Source organism: Erythrobacter colymbi (assembly GCF_002155685.1).
GTDB lineage: Bacteria > Pseudomonadota > Alphaproteobacteria > Sphingomonadales > Sphingomonadaceae > Erythrobacter > Erythrobacter colymbi.
On the sequence record NZ_MUYK01000002.1, the window covers coordinates 443432 to 467039 of the forward strand.

Annotated in this window: 26 protein-coding genes; 8 read left to right on the forward strand and 18 right to left on the reverse strand. The window is 66.3% G+C overall.

The annotated features are described in order from the left end of the window. Nucleotides 1–74: 74 nt before the first annotated feature. The 15 genes from BZF57_RS05460 to BZF57_RS05530 form a co-directional block, all read right to left on the reverse strand. Nucleotides 75–1181 carry an AraC family transcriptional regulator gene (locus BZF57_RS05460; protein ID WP_086735468.1) on the reverse strand — a complete coding sequence of 369 codons (1107 nt, stop codon included), beginning with the start codon at nt 1179–1181 and terminating at the stop codon, nt 75–77. 21 nt (nt 1182–1202) lie between these two features. After that, complete coding sequence (locus BZF57_RS05465; RefSeq protein ID WP_086735470.1) at nt 1203–1514, reverse strand: chorismate mutase; 312 nt, start codon at nt 1512–1514, stop codon at nt 1203–1205. A 53-nt stretch (nt 1515–1567) separates the two neighbouring features. Further along, complete coding sequence (locus BZF57_RS05470) at nt 1568–3583, reverse strand: alpha/beta hydrolase family protein (RefSeq protein ID WP_086735472.1); 2016 nt, start codon at nt 3581–3583, stop codon at nt 1568–1570. A gap of 58 nt (nt 3584–3641) precedes the next feature. Next, nucleotides 3642–4778 carry a tRNA guanosine(34) transglycosylase Tgt gene (gene tgt / locus BZF57_RS05475; RefSeq protein ID WP_086735474.1) on the reverse strand — a complete coding sequence of 379 codons (1137 nt, stop codon included), beginning with the start codon at nt 4776–4778 and terminating at the stop codon, nt 3642–3644. A 110-nt stretch (nt 4779–4888) separates the two neighbouring features. Then, nucleotides 4889–5416 carry an outer membrane protein gene (locus BZF57_RS05480; protein WP_086735476.1) on the reverse strand — a complete coding sequence of 176 codons (528 nt, stop codon included), beginning with the start codon at nt 5414–5416 and terminating at the stop codon, nt 4889–4891. Nucleotides 5417–5632: 216 nt separating this feature from the next. Continuing rightward, a complete protein-coding gene (locus BZF57_RS05485) occupies nt 5633–6217 on the reverse strand; it encodes an outer membrane beta-barrel protein (RefSeq protein ID WP_086735479.1) in 585 nt (194 codons plus the stop codon). 160 nt (nt 6218–6377) lie between these two features. Then, on the reverse strand, nt 6378–7145 hold the full coding sequence (locus BZF57_RS05490) for an ABC transporter permease (protein ID WP_206073213.1): 768 nt from the start codon (nt 7143–7145) through the stop codon (nt 6378–6380). Continuing rightward, nucleotides 7145–8089 (reverse strand): ABC transporter ATP-binding protein, encoded by a 945-nt coding sequence (locus BZF57_RS05495; protein ID WP_086735485.1) that lies wholly within the window; start codon nt 8087–8089, stop codon nt 7145–7147. The genes BZF57_RS05490 and BZF57_RS05495 overlap by 1 nt, the downstream gene beginning before the upstream one ends. 57 nt (nt 8090–8146) lie before the next feature. Next, a complete protein-coding gene (locus BZF57_RS05500; RefSeq protein ID WP_206073196.1) occupies nt 8147–8425 on the reverse strand; it encodes a hypothetical protein in 279 nt (92 codons plus the stop codon). Between the two features lie 93 nt (nt 8426–8518). Beyond that, nucleotides 8519–8845, reverse strand: coding sequence for a hypothetical protein (locus BZF57_RS05505; RefSeq protein ID WP_086735490.1), 327 nt, complete (start codon nt 8843–8845; stop codon nt 8519–8521). Nucleotides 8846–9205: 360 nt separating this feature from the next. Then, nucleotides 9206–10243 (reverse strand): tRNA preQ1(34) S-adenosylmethionine ribosyltransferase-isomerase QueA, encoded by a 1038-nt coding sequence (gene queA / locus BZF57_RS05510; RefSeq protein ID WP_086735493.1) that lies wholly within the window; start codon nt 10241–10243, stop codon nt 9206–9208. Between the two features lie 42 nt (nt 10244–10285). Further along, complete coding sequence (locus BZF57_RS05515) at nt 10286–11020, reverse strand: peptidylprolyl isomerase (protein WP_086735495.1); 735 nt, start codon at nt 11018–11020, stop codon at nt 10286–10288. Between the two features lie 88 nt (nt 11021–11108). Further along, complete coding sequence (gene coaD, locus BZF57_RS05520) at nt 11109–11621, reverse strand: pantetheine-phosphate adenylyltransferase (protein ID WP_086735497.1); 513 nt, start codon at nt 11619–11621, stop codon at nt 11109–11111. A 29-nt stretch (nt 11622–11650) separates the two neighbouring features. Beyond that, nucleotides 11651–12562 (reverse strand): polyprenyl synthetase family protein, encoded by a 912-nt coding sequence (locus tag BZF57_RS05525; protein ID WP_086735500.1) that lies wholly within the window; start codon nt 12560–12562, stop codon nt 11651–11653. Between the two features lie 5 nt (nt 12563–12567). Then, nucleotides 12568–12840 (reverse strand): exodeoxyribonuclease VII small subunit, encoded by a 273-nt coding sequence (locus BZF57_RS05530; RefSeq protein WP_086735980.1) that lies wholly within the window; start codon nt 12838–12840, stop codon nt 12568–12570. Nucleotides 12841–12925: 85 nt separating this feature from the next. Here BZF57_RS05530 and BZF57_RS05535 point away from each other — a divergent pair, with 85 nt between their 5' ends. From BZF57_RS05535 to BZF57_RS05550, 4 genes are read left to right on the forward strand one after another with little or no spacing between them, the layout of a single operon-like run. Continuing rightward, the gene (locus tag BZF57_RS05535) at nt 12926–13348 is read left to right on the forward strand and encodes a DUF2177 family protein (protein ID WP_169712933.1); all 423 of its coding nucleotides are present in this window, start codon (nt 12926–12928) and stop codon (nt 13346–13348) included. Nucleotides 13349–13350: 2 nt separating this feature from the next. Further along, nucleotides 13351–14025 carry a hypothetical protein gene (locus tag BZF57_RS05540; protein WP_086735502.1) on the forward strand — a complete coding sequence of 225 codons (675 nt, stop codon included), beginning with the start codon at nt 13351–13353 and terminating at the stop codon, nt 14023–14025. Nucleotides 14026–14054: 29 nt separating this feature from the next. Then, on the forward strand, nt 14055–16292 hold the full coding sequence (gene purL, locus BZF57_RS05545; RefSeq protein WP_086735504.1) for a phosphoribosylformylglycinamidine synthase subunit PurL: 2238 nt from the start codon (nt 14055–14057) through the stop codon (nt 16290–16292). After that, nucleotides 16292–16702 (forward strand): DUF3052 family protein, encoded by a 411-nt coding sequence (locus tag BZF57_RS05550; protein WP_086735506.1) that lies wholly within the window; start codon nt 16292–16294, stop codon nt 16700–16702. The genes purL and BZF57_RS05550 overlap by 1 nt, the downstream gene beginning before the upstream one ends. A 6-nt stretch (nt 16703–16708) precedes the next feature. Here BZF57_RS05550 and BZF57_RS05555 read toward each other — a convergent pair whose 3' ends face one another. After that, complete coding sequence (locus BZF57_RS05555) at nt 16709–17500, reverse strand: Coq4 family protein (RefSeq protein WP_086735508.1); 792 nt, start codon at nt 17498–17500, stop codon at nt 16709–16711. Nucleotides 17501–17608: 108 nt separating this feature from the next. Between BZF57_RS05555 and BZF57_RS05560 the strand changes: the two genes are divergently transcribed. Continuing rightward, nucleotides 17609–18295 (forward strand): nitroreductase family protein, encoded by a 687-nt coding sequence (locus BZF57_RS05560; RefSeq protein WP_086735510.1) that lies wholly within the window; start codon nt 17609–17611, stop codon nt 18293–18295. 6 nt (nt 18296–18301) lie between these two features. On the opposite strand, the gene BZF57_RS05565 is transcribed toward BZF57_RS05560, so the two are convergent. Both BZF57_RS05565 and serB read right to left on the reverse strand, forming a co-directional pair. Beyond that, nucleotides 18302–19156, reverse strand: coding sequence for a Coq4 family protein (locus BZF57_RS05565; protein WP_086735512.1), 855 nt, complete (start codon nt 19154–19156; stop codon nt 18302–18304). Nucleotides 19157–19260: 104 nt separating this feature from the next. Further along, nucleotides 19261–20145, reverse strand: a complete 885-nt coding sequence (serB, locus tag BZF57_RS05570) for a phosphoserine phosphatase SerB (protein ID WP_086735985.1) — start codon at nt 20143–20145, stop codon at nt 19261–19263. On the opposite strand from serB, the gene miaA reads away from it, so the two are divergent. From miaA to ilvN, 3 genes are all read left to right on the forward strand, one after another. Next, nucleotides 20138–21094, forward strand: a complete 957-nt coding sequence (gene miaA, locus BZF57_RS05575; RefSeq protein ID WP_086735514.1) for a tRNA (adenosine(37)-N6)-dimethylallyltransferase MiaA — start codon at nt 20138–20140, stop codon at nt 21092–21094. The genes serB and miaA overlap by 8 nt on opposite strands. A 153-nt stretch (nt 21095–21247) precedes the next feature. Next, complete coding sequence (ilvB, locus tag BZF57_RS05580; RefSeq protein WP_086735987.1) at nt 21248–22993, forward strand: biosynthetic-type acetolactate synthase large subunit; 1746 nt, start codon at nt 21248–21250, stop codon at nt 22991–22993. A gap of 16 nt (nt 22994–23009) precedes the next feature. Then, nucleotides 23010–23525 carry an acetolactate synthase small subunit gene (gene ilvN, locus BZF57_RS05585; protein ID WP_086735989.1) on the forward strand — a complete coding sequence of 172 codons (516 nt, stop codon included), beginning with the start codon at nt 23010–23012 and terminating at the stop codon, nt 23523–23525. The last annotated feature ends 83 nt before the right edge of the window (nt 23526–23608 follow it).

The following is a 23608-nucleotide window of genomic DNA, read 5'->3' on the forward strand; positions in this document are numbered from 1 at the left end:
GTCTCCTTTCCGTGAGGAGCCCCGGATGCCGCGCCTGTCCGCGCCTTGCGCTGCAAAAGCACGGAAACCCGTGATTATTCGGGTTTTGAGACGTCACCCCGCGCGCGGTATTCGGACGGGGTGCAGCCATATTCGGCGCGGAAGGCGCGGTTGAAGCTCGCCTTGGAGCTGAACCCGGCCTCGAGCGCGAGGTCGAGCAGGTCGTCCCCCCGCCCTTCTGCCAGCGCCCCGGCAACATCCTCGCAGCGCAGGCGGTTGACGAAGGTCGAGAAGTTGACCCCCAGCCCCTCGTTGAGCGCGCGCGAGAGGTAGCCGGTGTTGGTGCCGAGCCTGCGGGCGAGGAGCGCGAGGCTCAGATCAGGATCGGCGTGCCAGCGCTGGGCGCGGGTGGTCGCGGCCCATTCCTGCCCCAGCATCGCCCAGTCCCGCTCAGGCGCGGCATCGGGCGGCGGGAGCGCAGGCATGGGGAAGCGGCGGTCGGCATGGCGCAGGCCCTGCACCCCGAGGAACAGCGCGATGGCGGCAATCGCGACATAGAGCCCCATGAACCCGCGATAGCCGAGCGGGGCGATCAGGTCCCAGACGCTGAACAGCGTCCAGACTCCGAGCAGGATAAACAGCGCCGCCAGCGCCTGCCCAAGCCAGCCCAGCGCATAGCGGTGCTCGTCGGCGACCTGCTGCGACAGGTCGGCGCGGTAGCGGGTGATGAGCGCAAGGCTCGCGCGGCCATAGGCGGCGAGCCCGATCATCACGCCGAGGCCGGTGAGTGCGTTGTAGGCGGGTGCCTGAAGGCCGAGCCACGCATCCTTCACCTGCAGCGGCAACAGTACGAAGCAGGTCGCGAGATAGACGAATTGCGCGATGGCAGGCGCGAGGTGCCACGCACCCCGCTCCGGCCAGCGGCCCTTGAGCAGCGCATGGACATAGAGCCAGAACAGCGGTGCCACCGCCAGCGTGATCGCGACCGGCACGAAGCTCAGCCACTGCCACTGGTCGTAGAAGCCCGCAAAACCGATCATCCACGGGGTGATGATCCCCGCCAGCACCACCAGCAGCGCAGCGAGCGTGCGGTTGGAGGCGCGGTTCTCGAGCGGGCGGGTCAGCGCGGCGGCGATGGCGAGCAGCTGGAGGAAAGCCACCAGCAGCAGCGCGGTGCGCCAACCGAAGGCGAGCTCACTCATGCAAGCGCGCCCCGTGCCGGATCACGCCCTGATCTTGTCCCACTCGCCGAATTCATAGGCGATCGAGCCTTCGACGAGCCGCTCCCAGATGTCGCCAACGACATCGCCAGGGATGCCTTGGGCCTCGGCCTCGGCGACGGCGGCGGCGATCACGCTCGCCTTGCGCGCCTCGTCGCGCACCGCATCGCGCGAGGGCTTGATCCGGGCGGCGGCGCGCATGTAGCCGAACCGCTTGGCGAGCAGCGCCACGATCTCGCGGTCGAGCGCATCGACCCCGGCGCGCACCTCGGGCATGGTCGTGCAGGCTTCGGGGTTCAAAGGACTGTCGGTCATGCCAGCGCCCTAGGCGGTCGAAGCCCCGCTTGTCGAGGGGCTTCGGCCCTGCCCTATTTGTCGCCCAGCGTGGCGGAGAGGAAGGTGCCGATCTCCGCCAGCATCCGGCTGCGCACCGCGCTGTCATCGAGGCTGTGCTGGTATTCGGGATATTCGCTGTAGGTCACGCTCTTGCCCGCGTCTTTCAGCGCCTTTGCCATCGCCTGCGAGTGGCGCACGTCGACATTGAGATCGCGCGTGCCATGGAACAGCGCGACGGGTGCCATGAAGCGGTCGGCGTGACGGCGCGGGCTGCCTGCGGCAATATGCGGCCCCTCGCCAACCTGCTGGCGGACCAGGCGGGCATTGGTGTAGCCGCGCGCATCATCGCCAAGAAAGCCGAGATCGGTAACCGGCGCGATCGCCACCACCGCCTTGAACAGCGCGGGGTCGAGCACCTGCGATTGCAGCGCGGCATAGCCCCCGTAGGACCAGCCCGCGATGGCGAGCTTCTCGGGCCGGGCGATGCCCTCGCTCACCAGCCAGCGGCCCGCATCGTTGACGTCGCCGATCGCCACATCCCACGCCTTGAACCCGTTCTTGCCGTACCAGGCATCGCCATAGCCGGCCGAGCCGCGGTAATTGGGCTGGAGCACGGCATAGCCCTTGGCGGTGAAGTACTGCACCAGCCAGTCGAAGCCCCACTCGTCGCGCGCGGCCGGGCCGCCGTGGGGGAGGACGATGGCAGGCAGGCCCTTGCCGTCCGAACCCGGCGGCAGGGTGAGATAGGCGGGAATCTGCGTCCCGTCGCGCGCCGGGTAGGTGACGGGCTTCATCTGGCCCATCGCTACGCCTTCGAGCTGCGGGCGCAGCGGCAGCAACGGCTCGAGCGCGCGGGCCTTGCGGTCGAACAGGTAGACCATTCCGGGCTGGGTGTCGCTCGACGCGATCAGCAGCAGCTTCTGCTCGTCCGCACTGGCCCCGGCGATGTTCACCAGCGGCTTGTCGGGGAGCGCCTTGCCGAGATCGGCGGCGAGCTTGGCCAGCGCGGGGTCGAAATAGGCAATCTGGCGCTTCTCGGTCGCATAGCTGCCGCCCACCACACGGTTCTTGCGGCCGATGCGGATCAGCGAATCGACGTCGACGTCGCCGCGCGCCATCAGCATCCGCCCCGCGCCCGTCCCGTCGAGCGCGACCTCGGCGATCGCGTCGTAGCCGCCCTTGGAGACGAAGCCGATCGCGACATTGCGCGCGCTGTCGACGCCGAGCGGGATGATCGAATCGACGGTCTGCCCATCGATGGTGAGCGGCCCCAGCGGGCTCCACGAACTACTGTCGGGCTTGCGGTAGTAATAGAGGAAAGTGCCGGTCATCTGCCCGGCGGAGTCCGTCTGCGGGATCATCCTGATCCGCACCCGGCCCTGCTCGTCGGCGACATAGCGGCGGGTGCCCTCGTCAGGCTGTTCGCGCATCCGGCGGCGGCCATTGGCGGTGTCGACCAGCTCCGCGCCAAGGCCGGTCTTCTCGTTGCCAAGGCGCGAGCCGGTGGTGGTTTCGGGGACGAAATTGCGGGTCATGAGGATCATGCCCTCCTCGCCCGCCACATCGAGCGCGAGCACATCGCCGCCGAACTGGTTGAAGCCCAGCGCGCGGGGCGAATCGTTCTGGCTGATCATCTTGATGTTGCCGCCATCGGCATCGAGCGCGATCAGCCGGTCGAAGGGGATCAGAAGCCCGTTCTGCGCCCCGCCCATGCCCGAAAGCTGGCACACGAGGCGGGTATCACTCGCCCATTGGCACCAGTCGATATCGACCACCTTCTCGCCATTGGTCAGCACCGGCTTGACCGCCGCGTCCTTGGTGAAATCGATCACCTTGACGACTTCGGTGTGCCCCGGCCCGGCCGAGACGAAGGCGATCTTGTCTCCCGAGGGCGAGAGGCTGATGTCGAGCACGTCGGCCCGCGCACCGAAGCGGATCGCATCCTGGTCGGTCACCTCCTGCGCTGCCGCGCCGCTCGCAAGGGCCAGCAGGCTGCCCGCAAGCAGCAGGGTGCGCAGGCGCGCGGGCGAGGTGGCGGTAACGGTCATGGAAGCTCCCAAAGCTGGTCTGCGCTAACAGCCGAGACTAACGGGAGCGAAGGGGCATTCAAGCCCTCTGATGCAGATAATCCCGGCGGAAGTTACTGGCGAAGCTGGCGAATTGGTCGGCAGCGATGGCCTCGCGCATCCCCTGCATCAGCGCCTGGTAGAAGCTGAGGTTGTGTTCGGTCACCAGCATCGCGCCGAGCATTTCGCCCGATTTGACGAGGTGGTGGATATAGGCGCGGCTGTAGGTGGTGCAGACCGGGCAGTGGCAGCGGTCATCCAGCGGGCCGGTGTCCTCGGCGAAGCGGGCGTTCCTGAGGTTGAGCGGGCCGTTCCACGTAAACGCCTGCCCGTTGCGGCCCGAGCGGGTCGGCAGCACGCAATCGAACATGTCGATCCCGCGCTCGACCGCGCCGACGAGGTCATCGGGCTTACCCACACCCATCAGGTAGCGCGGGCGGTCTGCGGGGAGCATGTCGGGGGCGTAGTCGAGCACGCCGAACATCGCCTCCTGCCCCTCGCCCACGGCAAGGCCGCCGACGGCGTAGCCATCGAAACCGATGTCGGTGAGCTTGTCAGCGCTGATCCGGCGCAGGTCTTCGTGGAGTGCGCCCTGCTGGATGCCGAACAGAGCGGAGCGCTCGGCGTGTTCCTCGCCCCCATCGAAGCCTTCGCGGCTGCGCCTCGCCCAGCGCATCGAAAGCTCCATCGACGCGGCGATTTCGTCACGCGGGCGATCGGCGCGCGGGCATTCGTCGAAGGCCATGACGATGTCGCTGCCGAGCAGGCGCTGGATCTCCATGCTGCGCTCGGGCGTGAGCATGTGCTTGCTGCCATCGAGGTGGCTGCGGAATTCGACGCCCTGTTCGGTCAGCTTGCGCAGTTCGGAGAGGCTCATCACCTGATAGCCGCCGCTGTCTGTAAGGATCGGGCGCTGCCAGTTCATGAACTTGTGCAGGCCGCCAAGCCGCGCGACGCGCTCGGCACCCGGGCGAAGCATCAGGTGGTAGGTGTTGCCGAGGATGATGTCGGCGCCCGTCTGGCGCACGGCCTCGGGCTTCATCGCCTTGACCGTGGCGGCGGTGCCGACCGGCATGAAGGCGGGCGTGCGGATTTCGCCGCGCTGCATCGCGATGACGCCGGTGCGCGCCTTGCCGCTTATCGCGTGGAGAGTGAACTGGAAGCGCGGGGCCGTCATAGCGCGCCGCCCCTAGCGCCCCTGCACGAAAGTGTCACGCGCAAGCAAAAGGGGCAGGGAAACGTGCCTCGTATCCCCTGCCCCTTCGCAAGTCAGACTAAGCGGTAAGCTTAGAACTTGTAGAGCACGCCCACGGTCGCGCGGGTCGAATCGAACGCGATGGTGTCGATCCCGGCGCGGAAGGCGATCGGGCTGTCGCCGAGGCCGAACTCGACGCCGGCGCCGACGAGGTAGTCGCCATCGGTGTCATCGAGACCGACGACCGCCGGGGTGACGAAGTTGCCGAGGTCGAAATCGACCTCCTGATAACCGCCGCGGACATAGACCTTGGCGTTGTCACCAACGCGCACGCCCGCGCGGGCTGCGATGCCGTATTCGCTGTCGATCGCGCCGTCGCCGATGTTGTAGTTGCCTTCAGCGCCTACGAAGAAGGTCTTGCCGACCGGCACGTCGACGCCGGCGACCACGCCGTAGATGCCGCCGTCGTCATCCGGCAGGCCGACGCCGAGATCGTGGATACCGGCGGTGACGCCGACATAGGTCTCGACCTTGGGGTCTTCGCTGGTCTGGGCCTGCGCAGCGGCGGGGAGCGCGATCGCGCCGAGAGCGGCGAACGTGGCGAGAGTGAGGGTCTTCATGGTTCTGTTTTCCCTTGTTTTACGGTGCACGGGGGGTCGTGCGCCCTAGGGAAACTCACCTATGTTCCTATCACTTTCATCAGGATGAACCGCTTGAAAGGCTGCCGTTCAGGCTCGTTCAACGGCTGAGCCGGGCCGACCAAAGGCCGCTGCGGATCGACCGGCGCAGGGTATCCGGAGAGCTGGCGAGCCAGCCCTCCGGTGCATTTCCGTGCGTCAGAACTTGATCCCGACGCCGACGGTCCCGCGCAGGGTGTCGAAAGCGATGGTGTCGACATTGGCGCGCAGCACCACCTTGCTCACCGGCACTTCGACGCCGACGCCGACGAGGTAGTCGCCGCCCACGTCCGGGGTGCTGATGCCGTTGTCATCGAGGAAGTCCTCGCTTACACCGGTCAGGTTCTCGATATCGAGATCGACCCACTGGTAACCGCCGCGGGCGTAGATCTTGGCGCCGCCTTCGGTGCGGAAGCCGAGACGGCCGGAGACGCCATATTCCGCTTCGATCGGACCATCGCCGAGGCTGGCGTTACCCTCGACACCGGCAAACAGGTTTTCGCCGAGCGGGAAGTCGACCGCGGCGAACCCGCCGTAGATCGTGCCGGTGTCCTTGATGTTCAGATCGTCGAATTCGCCGTTGTCGGCATCGAGATCGCCGAGGTCGATGCCGAGGTTGTGGCGGCCGACCTGCGCGCCGATGGTGACTTCCGGCTTGTTGCTGTCAGTGCTCTGGGCCTGTGCCGCCGCCGGAAGCGCGATGGCGCCGGCTGCGACGAGCGAGATGAAGACGAGCTTCTTCATGGTGTCTTTCCGTCCTTTTCGATCCGCCGCGGGAGGTGCGACGTCGGACGGGGGCTAGGAAGCAGCCATTGTCTGCGAAATGAACGAAATCAGGTGAGACGCTTAATGTCGGACTGGTAGTGCTTCATGTCAGACCAGTGAAATCATCGACTAACATGGATTACTCTCTGAGCCGCCATCCCGTCCGGAAAATCACCGAAATGATGATGACGCAGACCGTCAGGAAGCCGAGCGTCAGGCCCAGCGACACGGCAATCGGCACGTCCGAGACACCATAGAAGGAATAGCGCAGCCCGCTCACCAGAAAGGCAATCGGGTTGGCGAGAGCCACCGCGTCCCACGGCGCGGGCAGGTCGCGGATCGAGTAGAAGGTGCCGCCGAGGAAGGTCAGCGGGGTCAGGATCAGCATCGGGATGATGCCGAGCTTCTCGAACGAATCCGCCCAGATGCCAAGGATGAACCCGAACAGCGCGAAGCTCGATGCGACCAGCATGATGTAGAGCGCGGCGAGCAGCGGGTGGGCGATCTGGTAATCGACGAAGAAGGTCGCCGTGCCGAGGATGATCGCGGCCAGAATAAGCCCCTTGGTCGCCGCCGCACCGACGAAGCCGGTGAGCGTCTCGGCGACGCCCACAGGGGCGGAGAGCAGTTCGTAGATCGTCCCGGTGAAGCGCGGCATGTAGATGCCGAAGCTCGCGTTGCTGGTGGTCTCGCCCAGCAGGGTCAACATCAGCAGGCCGGGGATGATGAAGGCGCCATAGGGCACCCCGCCCACCGGCTCCATCCGCGCGCCGATGACGCTGCCGAACACCACGAAATAGAGCGAGGTCGTCAGCACCGGCGAGAGGATCGACTGGAAGGCGGTGCGGAAGGCACGCGCCATCTCGCGGCGGTAGATCGCATAGGCGCTGCGCAGGTTGAAATGCATCACGCGGCCTCCTCGTGCTTGCCGAGCAGGCCGACGAAAATGTCCTCGAGCGAGCTGTCATGGATGTCGAGACTGGTGAAGCCGATCCCCGCGCGGGTGAGCACCTGGGTGAGTTCGGCGACCTGCGCGCGGCCCTTCCCCTGCCCGTTGCCGCCGCGATAGGTGAGCCGCGTGCCGCCCCCGGACAGCTCGAGCGCGAAGCCCGCCAGCGCCTCGGGGATGGCATCGAGCGGGGCGGCGAGATCGATCACCGCCTCGGTGGTGCCGAGACGCTCCATCATGGCGCGCTTCTCGTCGACCATGCGGATGCGCCCGCGCTGGATGATCCCGACGCGGTCGGCCATTTCCTCGGCTTCCTCAATGTAGTGGGTGGTGAGGATGATGGTGACCCCGCGCTGCTTCAGCGCACCGATCTGTTCCCACATGTCCTTGCGCAGTTCGACATCGACGCCGGCGGTGGGCTCGTCGAGGAACAGCAGCTCGGGCTCGTGCGCCAGCGCCTTGGCGATCAGCACGCGGCGCTTCATCCCGCCCGAAAGCGCGCGGATCTGCGCGTCCTTCTTGTCCCACAGCGAGAGGCTCTTCAGGATTTCCTCAAGCCGCGCGGGGTCGGACGGCTTGCCGAACAGCCCCTGCGAATAGGCCACCGCGCGCCACACGGTCTCGAACATATCCGTGGCGAGTTCCTGCGGAACGAGGCCGATCCGCGCACGCGCGCGGCGCCAGTCCTTCGCAAGGTCCTGCCCGAAGGCCGTGATCGTGCCGCCCGTGGGCCGCACCAGCCCGCAAACCGCACCGATCAGCGTGGTTTTGCCCGCGCCATTGGGCCCCAGCAGTGCGAAAATCTCGCCCTTCCGGATATCGAGATCGACCGAATCGAGCGCGCGGGTACCGCCGCGGTAGGTCTTGGTGAGGCCGCGGATGGAGAGGATGGTTTCGCTCATGCCACCCAATTAGGGAAGCATGAGCGAAGTGTCACCCGCAGTCGGGCAAAATCAGCGTCAGCCGACCGAGGTCAGCACCAGCGAGTTGTTCAGCGTGGTGCCGCTGATGGTGTAGTTCGCCGTCACGCTGCTGGAGGCATCGTAGGTGAACATCTGGTTCGCCTCGTTGTCGCTGCCCCACACCACGAAGGCATAGAGCGCCACCGTCGCCCCGTCGGGCACGCCGAAGTCGCCCGGGCTGGCGGTCTTCTTCTGGCCGAGCGGGATACCGCCGGTGCCGTCCTTGTGGATCTTGTTGCCCTGCGCGTCCCAGTAGACGAACTGCAGCTTAGTCACGAAACCGCCCTGGTTGAAGAGCGAAAAATTGCCGATGCTTTGCATGATACTTCTCCGTTTTCTCGTCTTGCTTTCGCGTTTGCGGTCAGAGGGTCAGTTGGAGAGACCTTCAAAGCCGAGGCTGTTGTCGAGCGTCGTGCCGCTGATGGTATAGTTGGCGGTCGTCCCGTTGCCCTTCGAATAGGTGAAGAACTGGGTCGCGGTGTTGTCCTTGCCCCACACGACGAAGGCGTAGAGCGCGACGGGCGAGCCGTCGGGCACGCCGTAATCGCCGGGATCGGCGGTCTTGCTCTGGCCGAGCGGGAAGCTGTCGGTGCCGTCGACATGGTGCTTTTCGCCGCTGCTGTCGACGTACACGAACTGCAATTTCACGACGAAGCCGCCGTTGTTCTTGAGTGAAAACTTTCCAACCTGGTTCATTTCGTCACTCCCAATTTATACGCATCGTAGATGCGCAAATATTCGCGCCGCATTTCCGAATGAAATGCAGAGCAGCTATTGTTTTTTATATATCCGAGACGACCGCGAATCGCTTTGAAATCACATATTTATTCAAAGCGACTCAAACATATGGAGACTCGTTCAGGGAGTCAACGCGATGTATTGAGTAAATACAGATGCTTAACTGTAAGGTAACTCGCGGGCAATCACTCGCAAGTCACGGCTGTCCCCTACGGGGAAACAGCCCCTCGCGGCCGGTGCGAAGTCGCACAAGCTGTTACTAACGCGGGAAGAATTGTGCGGCGGTGACGGCTGCTAAGCGCGCCGACAGGGACCCGGTCAGGGCAGCAGCAGCGAGGAATCCCCGTAGGAGTAGAAGCGGTACTCGCTGGCGATGGCGTGGGCATAGGCTGCCATCATCCGCTCGCGACCCATCAGCGCGCTGACCAGCATCATCAGCGTCGATTTGGGCAGGTGGAAGTTGGTCATCAACCCGTCCACAGCCTTGAGCCTGTAGCCCGGCGTGATGAAGATCGCGGTATCCCCGGCGAAGGGCTGGATCACCCCGTCCTCGTCCACCGCACTCTCGAGCAGGCGCAGCGAGGTGGTGCCGACCGCAATGATGCGGCCGCCGGAGGCGCGGGCGGCGTTGAGCTGGTCGGCGGTCTCCTGGCTGATACGCCCGAACTCGGCGTGCATCTGGTGGTCGTCGGTGTCGTCGGCCTTCACGGGAAGGAAGGTGCCCGCCCCCACATGGAGCGTCAGCATAGCCCGGCCGATCCCGGCCGCGTCGATCGCGTCGACAAGGCGCTGCGTGAAGTGCAGCGAGGCCGTCGGCGCGGCGACGGCGCCTTCCTCGCGCGCGAACATGGTCTGGTAGTCTTCGAGATCCTGGGCATCGACCCCGCGCTTGCTGGCGATGTAGGGTGGCAGCGGCATGGTGCCCGCACGGTCGAGCAGCACTTCGACCGGCTCCTCGCCCTCGAAGAACAGCGTCAGCGAGCCATCGTCGAAGCGCTCCTCGGCAATCGCCGTGACGCCGCCACCGAAGACCAGCTGATCGCCGATCTTCACCCGCTTGGCGTTCTTGAGGAACGCCTGCCAGCGCCTGAGGTCGATCCGCTTGTGCAGAGTCGCACCGATCTTCGCCTCGCCATCGGCACGGCGGCCTTCGAGCTGGGCGGGGATCACACGGGTGTCGTTGAAGACGAGCACGTCGCCGGGATTGAGGAGGCTTGGCAGATCCCGCACACCGCGGTCTTCGAACGGCGCATCGGCCCCGCGCACGACCAGCATCCGCGCCGCATCGCGCGGACGCACCGGACGTAGCGCGATGCGCTCTTGCGGAAGCTCGAAATCGAACAGGTCTACCTTCATGGCGCGCGCCCCTAGCCGAGGAAAGCGCGCCGTGAAAGTGGCTTACTTGCCGGGCAGCGGCGCGCTCAGCATATCGGCGGTCACCGGCGCATCGGCAGCAGGAGCCGGCGGCGGCGGGGGCGCCTTGTTGTCGGCGGCGATCGAGGCCTGGACGATGAAGGTCGGGTTCTGCGGCGGCTCGCCCCGCTGGATCGCGTCGACCGCTTCCATGTTCTCGATCACGCGGCCGAAGTTGGTGTACTTCTTGTCGAGGCTGAAACGCGGATAGAAGACGATGAAGAACTGGCTGTTCGCGCTGTCATCCTCGGAGGCGCGCGCCATCGACAGCGTGCCGCGCACGTGGGGCATCGGGTTGAATTCGGCCTTGAGGTCGGGAAGCTCGCTGCCGCCCTGCCCGGTGCCGGTGGGATCGCCGCCCTGCGCCATGAAGCCGTCGATCACGCGGTGGAAAACCACCCCGTCATAGAAGCCCGCGCGGGTCAGCTCCTTGATCCGCGCGACATGGGCAGGCGCCCAGTCGGCCATCAGGCGGATCTTGACGCGCTGGCCGTTCGACAGGTCGAGCACCCAGATGTTCTCCGGATCGACCGCCGTGTCGTAGTTGATCGGCGAATAGATCCGCGCCGCCTTGGGCGCCTCGTCCGCATCGGGCTTTTCGGCATTCTCGCCGAAGGCCACGGGCGGGGTGTCGTCCTTGCGCTTCTGGGCGAAGGCGGCGTGCGGCGCGGCCAGCAGGGCGAGCGCGGCGAAGGCGGTGGCAAACTTGGCTGTGATCATGGTTCCATCCGGATTTGTGCGGGCGTGTAGCCCCGCCGGCCTGACACTGCAATGAATGAAGGTAACGCCGATGGGGACGGCGGGCCGGTCAATAGTCGCCCTTGAGGCCCTGCTCGCGCACCCGGGCGATGACTTCCTCGCACACCGGCGCGCTGACGAAGCGGGCAATGTCGCCGCCATAGACCGCGATTTCCTTGACCAGCTTGGAGGCGATCGGCTGGAGTGAGACGTCGGCCATCAGGAACACGGTCTCGATATTGTCGTCGAGCTGCTGGTTCATGCCGGCCATCTGGTATTCGTACTCGAAGTCGGCGACGGCGCGCAGCCCGCGGATGATGACGCTCGCGCCCTGCTTCTGCGCGAACTTCACCAGCAGCGCGTTGAAGCCCACCACCTCGACATTGGTGAGGCCCATGTTGGCGACCTCGCGCTCGACCATGCGGAAGCGCTCGTCGGTCGAGAACATGGGGTTCTTCGAAGGATTGGTGGTCACGCCGATGATCAGGTGATCGACCAGCTTGGAACCGCGCCGGATGATGTCGGCATGGCCCAGCGTGATGGGATCGAAGGTCCCGGGATAGATTCCGATGCGGCGGCTCATGGCGGGTATCCTCTCCTGCGGCGCGGCTCTTAGTGGTCGCGCTCGACGATGTAGCGGGCGAGCGCGCGCAGCACGTCGGCCTCGCTGCCGTAGGACGCAAGCCGCAGCACCGCCTGGTCGACCAGTGCGCGCGCCTGTTCGCGGGCCTTGTCGACCCCCATGAGGGTGACGAAGGTCTGCTTGCCCTGTTCGTTATCCTTGCGCAGCGCCTTGCCGGCCTTGGCGATGTCGCCTTCGACATCAAGCAGGTCGTCGGCGATCTGGAAGGCTAGGCCGATGTCGCGGGCATAGGCACGAAGGTGCGCCCTGCCCTGCGGCGCAACCTTGCCGAGGATCGCGCCCATTTCGACCGCAGCGGCGAGCAATGCGCCGGTCTTGAGCTGTTGCAGGCGGGTGATCGCGGGCAGATCGTAGACCACGCCCTCTTCGTCGGCGACCATGTCCATCATCTGGCCGCCCGCCATCCCGCTCATGCCGGAGGCCTGCCCGAGGGTGAGGATCAGCTCGGAGCGGGTGAAGGGGTCTTCGGAGGTGGCGTCGTCAGCGAGGATCTCGAAGGCGAGCGCGTGGAGCGCATCGCCCGCGAGCACCGCGGTCGCCTCGTCATAGGCCTTGTGCAGCGTCGGCTTGCCGTGCCGCAAGTCGTCATTGTCCATGCAGGGCAGATCATCGTGGATCAGCGAATAGACGTGGATCGCCTCGATCGCCGCGCCCGCACGCAGGGCCGCATCGCGCGAGACGCCGAACAACGCCGCGGTGCTGCACACCAGCAGCGGGCGCACGCGCTTGCCCCCGCCGATCGCAGCATAGCGCATTGCTTCGACCAGACGCGCGCTGGTGTCGTCCGGCACCGGCAGCAGCGCGTCGAACAGCGAGTCGATTTCGGCCTGGGTGCGCTTGATCGCGTCGGCCAGCACATTGCCCTGCGTTTCAGCCAGCATCGCGCTCACCCTTCCGCATCGAAGGGACGGGTGCCGGTCGCCCGGCCATCGGCGGCGGTCACGATCCGCTCGATCCGCGCCTGCGCCGCATCGAGCCGCTGCTGGCACGCCGCACGCAGCGCCTCCCCGCGTTCGTAGAGGCTGATCGACTGGTCGAGCGGCACGTCGCCGCGCTCCAGCTGCTGCACGATCTGCTCGAGCGCGGCCAGTGCCTGTTCGAAGCTGAGACCCGCGATGTCCTGACCGCCCGCGGCCGGTGTTGAAGTGCCCTCGTCCATGGCGCGGAGCATTGACGGCGCGCAGCGGTGCGGTCAAGGCTGGCGACAACGGGCGGGTTCAAACCAACACAGGATATTCGTGCACATGCTCAAGTGGATCATCGCCTATGGCGTCGCGGCCGTATCGTTTCTGGCCTTCGACGTGGTGTGGCTGCGCTGGGCAGCGGGCAACCTCTACAAGCCCGTGATCGGCGAGATCATGGCCGAAAAATTCAACGCCGGTGCGGCGGTCGCCTTCTATCTTATCTACATCGCCGGGATCACCTGGTTTGCGATCAAGCCGGGCCTGACGGGCGGCGGCGTGCAGGCGGCGATGCTCAACGGCATCCTGCTGGGCGCGCTGTGCTATGCAACCTTCGACCTAACTTCGCAGGCCGTGATGAAGGTGTGGGCGACGCACATCAGCGTGCTCGACATCCTGTGGGGCGCCTTCGTCACCGGGGCGGCCGCCTCGATCGCAACCTGGGCGGTGCTGCGCTTCGTGCCCGCCGCGCCGGTTGCCGGCTGAGCATGTTTATCGGCCACTTCGCTCCGGCCTTCATCGCTGCCGCGGTCAGCCCCGAGCGGCCGCGATTGGCGACGATGTTCGTGGCCGGGCAGCTGGTCGACTGGGGGTTCTTCAGCTTCGCGCTGGTGGGCCTCGAGCATATGCGGGTCGATCCGGCGGCGAGCGTGATGGTGCCTTTCGACCTCTACGACATGCCCTACACCCATTCGCTCGCCGGCACGGCGATCTGGGCGGCGGCGTTCTTCGGGATCGTGGCGATCTGGCAGCGCAGCTGGCGGATTGGCCTGCTGGCGAGCGCCGTCGTGCTGTCGCACTGGCTGTGCGACCTCATCGTCCACGTGCCCGACCTCACGCTGGACGGTACGCCGCCCAAGCTCGGGCTCGGCCTGTGGAACATGCCGTGGGTCGCGATCCCGCTGGAGCTGGCGCTGACCTTCGGGGCTTTCGCCTTCTACCTGCGCCGCACGCGCGGTCCTGCGGGGCCGCCGCTGGTGCTCGCAGGAGTCATGCTGCTGTTCCAGCTCGCCAACTGGTTCGCGCCGCATCCGGAAAGCGCCGGGCCCTTCCTCTACCTGCAGGCGCTGTTCGCCTTTGCCGTGCTGACCGTTCTGGCGGCATGGGTCGGGGAGAATCGCTGGTTCAGGAAACGCGGCGGCTTGGCCTCGCGGGGCATGTGATCTAGGGGGCGGCCCAAGGAGTCCCTCTCATGACCGCCATCACCCCCGAAATCGTCGAACAGCACGGCCTTTCCCCCGAGGAATACGAGCGCGTCCTCCACGCGCTGGGCCGCGAGCCGAACCTTGTGGAACTCGGCATCTTCTCGGTGATGTGGTCTGAGCATTGCTCGTACAAATCCTCGCGCCTGCACCTCAAGAAGCTGCCGACCGAGGCGCCGTGGGTGATCTGCGGCCCGGGCGAGAACGCGGGCGTGATCGACATCGGTGACGGGCAGGCGGCGATCTTCAAGATGGAGAGCCACAACCACCCCTCCTACATCGAGCCCTATCAGGGCGCGGCGACGGGCGTGGGCGGCATCCTGCGCGACGTGTTCACGATGGGTGCGCGCCCCATCGCCAATGCCAACGCGCTGCGCTTCGGGCGGCCCGAGCACCCCAAGATGAAGCACCTCGTGCAGGGCGTGGTCGCGGGCATTGGTGGCTACGGCAACTGCGTCGGCGTGCCGACCGTCGCGGGCGAGACCAACTTCCACCCCGCTTACGATGGCAACATCCTCGTCAACGCGATGACGGTGGGCGTGGCCGACACGGACAAGATCTTCTACTCCGCTGCCACCGGCATCGGGAACCCGATCGTCTATGTCGGCTCCAAAACCGGGCGTGACGGGATCCACGGCGCGACCATGGCGAGCGCGGACTTCGGCGAGGATGCCGAGGCCAAGCGCCCGACGGTGCAGGTCGGCGACCCCTTCACCGAAAAGCTGCTGATCGAGGCCTGCCTCGAACTGATGGCGACCGACGCGATCGTCGCGATCCAGGACATGGGTGCGGCGGGGCTGACTTCGTCCAGCGTCGAAATGGCCTCCAAGGGCGGCGCGGGCATCCGGCTCGACATGAACAAGGTCCCCTGCCGCGAAACCGGCATGACGCCCTACGAGATGATGCTGAGCGAAAGTCAGGAGCGGATGCTCATGGTCCTCCAGCCCGGCAAGGAAGCCATGGCCGAAGCGATCTTCCGCAAGTGGGAGCTCGACTTCGCGGTGATCGGCGAAGTCACCGACACCGGCCATATGGTGCTCGAATTCAACGGTGAAGTGGTGTGCGACATCCCGCTAGCCCCGCTGGCGGACGAAGCGCCGCTCTATGACCGGCCCTACCTCTCCAAGGAGGAATACAAGGTCTGGGCGGGCGTGACGCCGCTGGGCGAAGTGCCGGAGACCGCCGATGTCGCGGCCGATCTCCTCACCCTGATGGGTTCGCCCGATCTCGCCTCGCGCCGCTGGATTGCCGAACAGTATGATTCGCAGGTCGGCGCCGACACGCTCCAGACCGGCGGTGATGCCGGCGTGGTGCGCGTGCATGGCACCGGCAAGGCGCTCGCCATCACCACGGACTGCACCCCGCGCTATGTCTTCGCCGACCCCTATGAAGGCGGCAAGCAGGCGATTGCCGAGGCCTATCGCAACCTGTGCGCCGTGGGCGCGCGGCCCCTCGCCGTGACCAATTGCCTTAACTTTGCCAACCCCCAGCGGCCCGAGATCATGGCGCAGATCGTCCACGCGCTTGACGGCATGGGCGATGCCTGCCGCGCGCTCGACTTCCCGATCGTGAGCGGCAACGTCAGCCTCTACAACGAGAGCAAGGCGACAGGCGGCGGCAGCGCGATCCTCCCGACCCCGGCCATCGGCGGCGTCGGCATCATCGACGATCTGTCGAAGATGATGACCATGCACTTCAAGAACGAAGGGGACGCGATCTACCTGGTCGGCCCCGAGTTCTGGGCCAAGCCCGATCCGACCCGCTCGCACCTCGGCCAGTCGCTGTGGCTGCGCGTGGTCAAGGGCGTGGAGGCAGGCCGCACCCCGCCGACCGACCTCACGGTCGAGCGCAATGCGGGCGAGATCATCCACGAGCTGATCGCCGACGGCCTCGTCAATGCGGTCCACGACCTCAGCGATGGCGGCCTGGCGGTTGCTCTCGCCGAGATGGCGCTGGCGGGCGGGATCGGTGCCGAGACCGAGGCAGGCAACCCCGCCTATACCCCCGCCCAGTGGTGGTTCGGCGAGGATCAGGGCCGCTATCTTGTCACCGTCCCCGACGTTGCGGCCTTGAACGAGGCGCTGTCCAAGGGCACCCGCAACGACGAGACCGCGCAGATCGGCTTCCAGCGGATCGGCACCGTGGGCGGGGACTCGGTCCTCGGCGTTCCGCTTGCCGACCTGCGCGCGGCCAACCAGCGCTTCTTCCAGGAGTGGATGGAGGGCTGATGGCCTCCTCGGGCTATTCCGGCACGCCGCTGGCGAAGAAGCTCAGCCTGCGCGACGGAATGCGGGTGTGGTTCGACGCCATTCCCGAGCACGTGATCGACGAGATCGACGAGTATGCGCTCGAACTCACCTTCGTCGCCGACCCCGCGCAGGGGATCGACGCGGCGCATGTGTTCGTGACGGACAAGGCCGCGCTGGAAGCGCACCTCGCCGCCCTGCGCCACCAGATCGCCCCCGACGGCCAGATCTGGGTGAGCTGGCCCAAGAAGGCCTCGAAAGTGCCGACCGACATCACCGAGGATGTAATCCGCGACATCTGCCTGCCGATGGGGCTGGTCGATACCAAGGTCTGCGCGATCGACGAGACCTGGTCGGGCCTCAAGCTGGTGATCCGCAAGGAACTTCGCTGAGCGGCCTCAGGCGGCCTGCGCGCCGCCCAAAGTCAGATCCTCGCGGGCATTGCCCTCGCTCTCGAGGATCGCGAGGCACTGGCGATATATTTCGGGCTTGCCGATGTTCAGCCGCGCGCGGGCCGAGGCGATATCCTCGCGCATCAGCGCCGCGATATCCTGATGGGCGATCTTGGCGGCAGCGCGGCCAAGGCGGCGGCCTTCCTTGATCGCGGCGAACAGCGGCGCTTTCGTCCCGCTCACTTTCCGGATCTGGCGCGCGCCGGCATAGGCGATGAACAGGATGCCGGTGTTGCGGTTCTGCTCGTAGCTGAAGCCGAGCAGGCTCGCCTCGCCCAGCGCGTCGCGGCCGTAGCCGGTCAGCACATGGAACAGGTCATGCGTGTCGCGAAGACGGTCGAAGTACCACTGGGTCTGATCCTGCGGCAGGCTTTCGGGCGGCGCCCACTTGTGGCTTTCCGCGACGAGGCCCGCCGCCGAGAGCCCCTCGCGCTTCATGAAGGCGATGTAATGCGCCGCCACCGTTTCCGGCCCGCAATCGGCCCAGCGGGCGTGATCGTCGAGCATCGCGGGGATGTCGACGCCCTCGCGCATGAAGCGCTGGCCTTCGGGCGAGGCGATGAAGGCGTGCGCCTGCCGGTGGCTGCGCTTGCCCTTGGTCGCCTCGATGATGTGGAACACCTGCTCGGTGTCCTCCTTGTCCTCGACCAGCTTGCCGAAGTGGTGGAGCACCTTGAGAGGACGAAAGCCCGAGGTCTTGCGGTCCGGGGCAACCAGCGGAAGATCGGTGAGGGCCATCTGTGTAACGTCCTTGGCGCGATTCGCGAATTGGGCTTGCGACACGCTACTAACATGAGTGTCAGTTAAAAGTCCATTCCCTGCTCGACCGAGGGTTCACCGCTGCCGATGAACGAACATGACACCCTGCCCTATCACCTCGATCCGCTGCCTGACGAGGCCGCCATCGCGCACGCGCGGGCGCTCGCCGCCCGGCTGCGCGAACGGCGCACCTGCCGCTGGTTCTCGGACGCCCCGGTTCCACGTGCGGTGATCGAAGCGGCGATTGATGCCGCAGGCAGCGCGCCTTCTGGCGCGAACCATCAGCCCTGGCACTTCGCGGTCGTCTCCTCCCCCGCCATAAAGCGCGCGATCCGCGAAGCCGCCGAGGCCGAGGAACGCCGCTTCTACGGTGTCGATAGCGATGATCCCAAGGCGGGCGCAGAATGGCTCGCGGCGCTCGGGCCGCTGGGTACGGATGCGGACAAGCCGTTCCTCGAGACCGCACCGTGGCTGATCGTCGTCTTCGCCCAACGCAAGGGCGGGATCGAAGAGGACGGGCAAACCCAGAACTACTACGTCAATGAAAGCGTCGGCATCGCCTGCGGGTTGTTGCTGGCGACCCTGCACGAGGCTGGCGTGGCGACGCTCACCCACACGCCATCGCCGATGGGGTTCCTGCGCAAGGTCTGCGGGCGGCCGGAGTGGGAAAAGCCGGTGATGATCATCGTCGCCGGACGCCCTGCCCCCGACGCGACGGTTCCGGCCTATGCCCTGCGCAAGAAGCCGCTGACGCAGATCGCCAGCTGGCTCTGACGGCGTTTACGCCGCCAGCAGTTCGGGCTGTTCGAGGGTCTCGCGGCTGGCGAGCAGGTTGTGGGGGTTGATCCCCTCCTCGCGCCAGATGCGGTGGCATTCGCGGTACATGACCGGCTCGGGAATGCGCATCTCGGCGCGCACTTCGGCGAGCGGGCGGGCGAGCAGTTCGCGGATCGGCTGGGCGATCAGCTGCGGCGCGCCCTTGCCGGTACGATGCGCCTCGCGCACGGCGCCAAACACCGGCGCTCTGGTGCCCTTGGCCATCTTCTTGATGTTCGCCGCCCCGGCATAGCCGATCAGCAGGTGCCCCTGGCTCGGCTGCTGGCCGTGGGTGAACAGCAGCACGCTCGCCTCGCCGAGCGCATCGCGGCCATAGCCGGTGAGGATGTGGAACAGGTCATGCGTGTCGCGCGAGCGGTTGATGTACCACTCGACGAGGTCGGGATAGCGCGGACGGCCGGCGCGGTCGCTTTCGGCCACGAGGCCCGCGGCCGAGAGACCTTCGGCCTCCATGAAGTCGCAATAGGCGTGGGCAAGGCTGCCCTTGGGCGTGCGGCGCAGCGCGGCGTGATCGTCGAGGATGTCGGGCAGCCACGCCTCGGTCCGGCGCAGCTCTTCGCCCCGCTCCGACAGCGCCAGCTCGGCGATGCGCGGCATGAAGTCCTTGGACGGCAGCGATTCGAAGATCTTGAACACCGCCGCGGTGTCTTCCTTGTCCTTCATCAGCTTCTGGAAGTTGCGCACCGCGCGCATCGGACGATACTTCGCTTCCGGCCGCTCGGGGTGAAGCAGCACGGTGCCGTCGGCGGCGAACATCTGCATGTAATCGGTGCGGGTCTTGCCGGTCATGGGAGCCATCCTTCTGCAGCAGCGTCTAGCGCGGCTTGCTTACATGAATGTTAATAGCCGATTCGGTTCGCCAATTGAAACCCTTTTTTCGACGAACCGTTTTCCCCGCACGATCAACCTTCGTGCCAGTCCTCGCGCGGCACACCCAGAAGCGTGAGCACGGCGGTGAGATCGTCCGAATCCACCCGGCCATTGGCAGCCGCGCGGGCCTTGGGCTTGGCTCTATAGGCAAAGCCGTAGGTCGCCGCCTCGATCATCGGAATGTCGTTCGCCCCGTCTCCTGTGGCGAGGCTGTGCGCGCCCTCGCCCAGAGCCACCAGTTCCTCGCGCAGCACCGCTGCCTTGACTGCGCTGTCGGTGATCGGGCCGACCAGCCCACCGGTGAGCTTGCCATCCTCAACCGCGAGGCGGTTGCCGACGACGCGGTGGAAGCCGAGCATCTCGGCCACCGGATCGGCGAAATGGTGGAACCCGCCCGTCACCAGCACCGTCCGCGTGTCGAGCGCCGCGAGCGTGGCGACCAGCGTCCTCGCCCCCGGCGTCGCGGTGATCCGCTCGGCGAGGCATTGCGCAATCGCACCCTCGTCCAGCCCCGCCAGCAGCGCCACGCGCTCGCGCAGGGCCGCCTCGAAATCGAGCTCGCCCTGCATCGCGCGTTCGGTAATCTCGGCGATCTGCGCCTTGATCCCGGCGTAATCGGCCAGCTCGTCGATGCACTCCTGCCCGATCATGGTCGAATCCATGTCGGAGACGAACAGGCGCGGCACCTCGATGGTCCCGCGCGCGACCAGCATGGCGGGCACCGCGAAGGCGCTGTCGATCGCGGCGAGCACGTCCACTTCCTTGCCGCCGTCGAGATGGAGTTCGAGCACACCCTCGTCGCCCTCGGGCATGGCGGCGGCTGTCACCTGCGCGCCCGCATCGCCAATCGCTGCGACAAGCGCATCGAGACGCGTTTCACATTCACTCGTCTCTGCTATCAGCCGCGCAATGAGCATTCCGACCACTCCTGAAAATCCGCTCGCGCTCATTGCAGGGCCGACCGCCAGCGGCAAGAGCGCGATTGCCGTCGCCCTCGCCCATCGTCTCATCGCGGATGGCCGCCGCGCGGTGATCATCAACGCCGACAGCGCGCAGGTCTATGCCGACCTGCAGATCCTCTCCGCCCGCCCGAGCGAGGAGGAAATGGAGGGGATCGAGCACCGGCTGTTTGGCGCGTGGGACGGTGCCGAGGCCTGTTCGGCCGCCGCCTGGGCAATGCGCGCCAAGACCGAAATTGCCAATTGCCACGAGGCGGGCGCGGTGCCGATCCTCGTCGGGGGCACGGGGCTCTACATCAAGGTGCTGCTCGAAGGCATTGCCCCCATCCCCGAAATCGACCCCGCCGTGCGCGCCGCCATGCGCGCGCTGGACGAGGATGCGGCGTGGAAGCTGCTCCAGATCGAGGATCCCGAACGTGCGGCCGATCTCGCCCCCGGCGACCGCCAGCGCATCGCCCGTGCGCTCGAGGTCAAGCGATCGACCGGCGTGACGCTGGGAGACTGGCAGCGCGCCAAGGCGGGCGGCATCGCGGAGGAGGTGACGCTCCATCCGCTGATCGTCGAGCCCGAGCGCCAGTGGGTCTATGACCGCTGCGACGCGCGCTTCGAGGCGATGCTCGATCAGGGCGCGATCGCCGAGGTCGAAGCGCTGCTCGCGCGCCAGCTCGATCCCGACCTCCCCGTCATGCGCGCCATCGGCGTTCCCGAGATCGCGGCATGGCTTGCGGGCGAGATCGAGGCCGATGCGGTGGTCGCCTCGGGCAGTCAGGCGACCCGCAACTACGCCAAGCGCCAGTTCACCTGGTTCCGGCGCCAGCCCCCGCCGGAATGGCCGCGGATCCACCCGAATTGGGAATCCGAAAATATCGACTTGGATGCCTGTTTCGCATCATTATTGCGCAAATAGCGCTTGACTTATCAGATTATGACCTTTAGCGGCGGTGTCACTCGGCCCGATGCGCACCCCCCTGCGTCGGGCCGGTTTTCTTATTGAAGCCTCGCCAGAATGGAGCGCCCCGTGACTGCCCCGACCAGCCCCGCATCGGACAATCCCACCGCGATGAGCGGCGCGGCGATCCTTGTCGAGGGCCTGATCGAGCAGGGCGTGGAGTTCGTTTTCGGCTATCCCGGCGGCGCGGTTCTGCCGATCTATGACGAGCTGTTCGGCGACGAGCGCATCCGCCACATCCTCGTCCGCCACGAAGCGGGCGCTGCCCACGCGGCCGAAGGCTATGCCCGCGCCACCGGCAAGCCGGGCGTGGTGCTCGTCACCTCCGGCCCGGGCGCGACCAACGCGATCACCGGCATTGCGGACGCGTGGATGGATTCGATCCCGATGGTGGTCATCACCGGCCAAGTGCCGACCGCGCTGATCGGCACCGACGCCTTCCAGGAAGCCGACACCATCGGCATCACGCGCCACTGCACCAAGCACAACTATCTGGTGAAGGACCCCGCCGATCTCGCCGCGACGATCAAGGAGGCCTTCCTGATCGCCACCACCGGCCGCCCTGGTCCGGTCGTGATCGACATTCCCAAGAACGTCCAGATCGCCGTCCCCTCGGAGCGCCGCGCACTCGTCCGCGCGGGCGCGCACCGCTACGCCCCGCAGACCGTCGCCCCGGCCGAGCACATCATCGAAGCTGTCGAGATGATCGCGCAGGCCGAGCGCCCGATTTTCTACACCGGCGGCGGCGTGATCAATTCCGGGCCCGAGGCAAGCGCGCTGCTGCGCCGGCTTCAGGACATCACCGGCGCGCCCGTTACCTCGACGCTGATGGGCCTCGGCGCCTTCCCCAGCACGCATCCAGACTGGCTCGGGATGCTGGGGATGCACGGCACCTACGAAGCCAACATGGCCATGAACAAGTGCGACGTGATGGTCTGCATCGGCGCGCGCTTCGATGACCGCGTGACGGGCAGGCTCGACGCCTTCTCGCCGGATTCGAAGAAGATCCACATCGACATCGACCGCTCCTCGATCAACAAGACCGTGCCGGTCGATCTCGGCATTCTCGGCGATTGCGGGACGGTGCTGGGGCAGATGATCGAGGCATGGGGCAGCCGTCAGGCGAAGAACCTCGGCGAATGGAAGGCGAGGATCGCCGGCTGGCGCGCGCGCGAATGCCTCGCCTATCCCGAACGCTCTACCAAAAACCCCGGCATGATCATGCCGCAAAAGGCGGTCGAGCGGCTCCATGCCCTGACCCACCAGCGCAAGCCGATCATCACCACCGAAGTCGGCCAGCACCAGATGTGGGCGGCGCAGTATTTCGGCTTCGAGGACCCGAACAAGTGGCTCACCAGCGGGGGCCTCGGCACGATGGGTTATGGCCTGCCCGCCGCGATCGGCGCGCAGCTGGGCCACCCCGATGCGCTGGTGATCGACATCGCGGGCGAAGCGAGCATCCAGATGAACATTCAGGAGCTTGGCACGGCGAGCCAGTATCGCCTGCCGGTCAAGATCTTCATCTTGAACAACGAATACATGGGCATGGTCCGCCAGTGGCAGGAACTGACCTATGAAAGCCGCTATTCGAACAGCTACTCCGACAGCCTCCCCGATTTCGTGAAGCTGGCCGAAGCCTATGGCTGGAAAGGCATCCGCATTACCGAGGAGCGCGAGCTGGACGATGGCATCATGCGCATGCTGGACCATCCCGGCCCGGTGATCGTCGACTGCCTCGTCGCGCAGGATGCCAACTGCCTGCCGATGATCCCCTCGGGTGCCGCCCACACCGACATGCTGCTCTACGGCGACAAGGTCGACGGCACGATGGACGACGAAGCCAAAGCGCTGGTCTAAGGATGCTCCGATGCCCATGAAAATCGCCGAAGCCGCCTCCGAGCGCCACGTGCTCGCCGTCACCGTCGATAACGAACCCGGGATCCTCGCCAAGATCACCGGGCTCTTTACGGCGCGCGGCTACAATATCGACAGCCTCACCGTGGCCGACATCACCGAGGACCATGCGGTGAGCCGCATCACCATCGTCACCAACGGGCCGCCGTCCGTGATCGACCAGATCGAGGCGCAGCTCGAGCGGCTGGTGCCGGTGCACAAGGTCACCGACCTCACCACCGCTGGGCCGCACGTGGAGCGCGAGCTCGCCCTCATCAAGGTCGCGGGCGTGGGCGAAAAGCGGGTCGAGGCGCTGCGCCTCGCCGACATTTTCCGCGCGCGGCCGGTCGATACCACCACCGAGAGCTTCATCTTCGAAATCACCGGCCCGCCCGACAAGGTCGACAGCTTCATCGCCCTGATGCGTGAGCTGGGGCTGGTCGAGGTCGGCCGCACCGGGATCGTGGGCATGATGCGCGGGGCGCAGGGGGCCTGACACATTTCATTCACCTCGTCATTCCCGCGAAGGCGGGGATCCAGCTTGTGTCCTAAGGGAGCTGGATTCCCGCCTGCGCGGGG

Bases quoted from the DNA above. Each gene is read 5' to 3' on its own strand.
- BZF57_RS05515 (WP_086735495.1), bottom strand. From the start codon at position 11,020: ATGATCACAGCCAAGTTTGCCACCGCCTTCGCCGCGCTCGCCCTGCTG.
- BZF57_RS05460 (WP_086735468.1), bottom strand. From the start codon at position 1,181: ATGAGTGAGCTCGCCTTCGGTTGGCGCACCGCGCTGCTGCTGGTGGCT.
- BZF57_RS05470 (WP_086735472.1), bottom strand. From the start codon at position 3,583: ATGACCGTTACCGCCACCTCGCCCGCGCGCCTGCGCACCCTGCTGCTT.
- BZF57_RS05505 (WP_086735490.1), bottom strand. From the start codon at position 8,845: ATGAACCAGGTTGGAAAGTTTTCACTCAAGAACAACGGCGGCTTCGTC.
- ilvN (WP_086735989.1), top strand. From the start codon at position 23,010: ATGAAAATCGCCGAAGCCGCCTCCGAGCGCCACGTGCTCGCCGTCACC.
- miaA (WP_086735514.1), top strand. From the start codon at position 20,138: ATGAGCATTCCGACCACTCCTGAAAATCCGCTCGCGCTCATTGCAGGG.
- BZF57_RS05535 (WP_169712933.1), top strand. From the start codon at position 12,926: ATGCTCAAGTGGATCATCGCCTATGGCGTCGCGGCCGTATCGTTTCTG.
- BZF57_RS05490 (WP_206073213.1), bottom strand. From the start codon at position 7,145: ATGCATTTCAACCTGCGCAGCGCCTATGCGATCTACCGCCGCGAGATG.
- serB (WP_086735985.1), bottom strand. From the start codon at position 20,145: ATGCTCATTGCGCGGCTGATAGCAGAGACGAGTGAATGTGAAACGCGT.
- tgt (WP_086735474.1), bottom strand. From the start codon at position 4,778: ATGACGGCCCCGCGCTTCCAGTTCACTCTCCACGCGATAAGCGGCAAG.
- BZF57_RS05550 (WP_086735506.1), top strand. From the start codon at position 16,292: ATGGCCTCCTCGGGCTATTCCGGCACGCCGCTGGCGAAGAAGCTCAGC.
- BZF57_RS05485 (WP_086735479.1), bottom strand. From the start codon at position 6,217: ATGAAGAAGCTCGTCTTCATCTCGCTCGTCGCAGCCGGCGCCATCGCG.
- BZF57_RS05495 (WP_086735485.1), bottom strand. From the start codon at position 8,089: ATGAGCGAAACCATCCTCTCCATCCGCGGCCTCACCAAGACCTACCGC.
- BZF57_RS05555 (WP_086735508.1), bottom strand. From the start codon at position 17,500: ATGGCCCTCACCGATCTTCCGCTGGTTGCCCCGGACCGCAAGACCTCG.
- purL (WP_086735504.1), top strand. From the start codon at position 14,055: ATGACCGCCATCACCCCCGAAATCGTCGAACAGCACGGCCTTTCCCCC.
- ilvB (WP_086735987.1), top strand. From the start codon at position 21,248: ATGAGCGGCGCGGCGATCCTTGTCGAGGGCCTGATCGAGCAGGGCGTG.
- queA (WP_086735493.1), bottom strand. From the start codon at position 10,243: ATGAAGGTAGACCTGTTCGATTTCGAGCTTCCGCAAGAGCGCATCGCG.
- BZF57_RS05525 (WP_086735500.1), bottom strand. From the start codon at position 12,562: ATGCTGGCTGAAACGCAGGGCAATGTGCTGGCCGACGCGATCAAGCGC.
- BZF57_RS05480 (WP_086735476.1), bottom strand. From the start codon at position 5,416: ATGAAGACCCTCACTCTCGCCACGTTCGCCGCTCTCGGCGCGATCGCG.
- coaD (WP_086735497.1), bottom strand. From the start codon at position 11,621: ATGAGCCGCCGCATCGGAATCTATCCCGGGACCTTCGATCCCATCACG.
- BZF57_RS05530 (WP_086735980.1), bottom strand. From the start codon at position 12,840: ATGGACGAGGGCACTTCAACACCGGCCGCGGGCGGTCAGGACATCGCG.
- BZF57_RS05465 (WP_086735470.1), bottom strand. From the start codon at position 1,514: ATGACCGACAGTCCTTTGAACCCCGAAGCCTGCACGACCATGCCCGAG.
- BZF57_RS05565 (WP_086735512.1), bottom strand. From the start codon at position 19,156: ATGGCTCCCATGACCGGCAAGACCCGCACCGATTACATGCAGATGTTC.
- BZF57_RS05540 (WP_086735502.1), top strand. From the start codon at position 13,351: ATGTTTATCGGCCACTTCGCTCCGGCCTTCATCGCTGCCGCGGTCAGC.
- BZF57_RS05560 (WP_086735510.1), top strand. From the start codon at position 17,609: ATGAACGAACATGACACCCTGCCCTATCACCTCGATCCGCTGCCTGAC.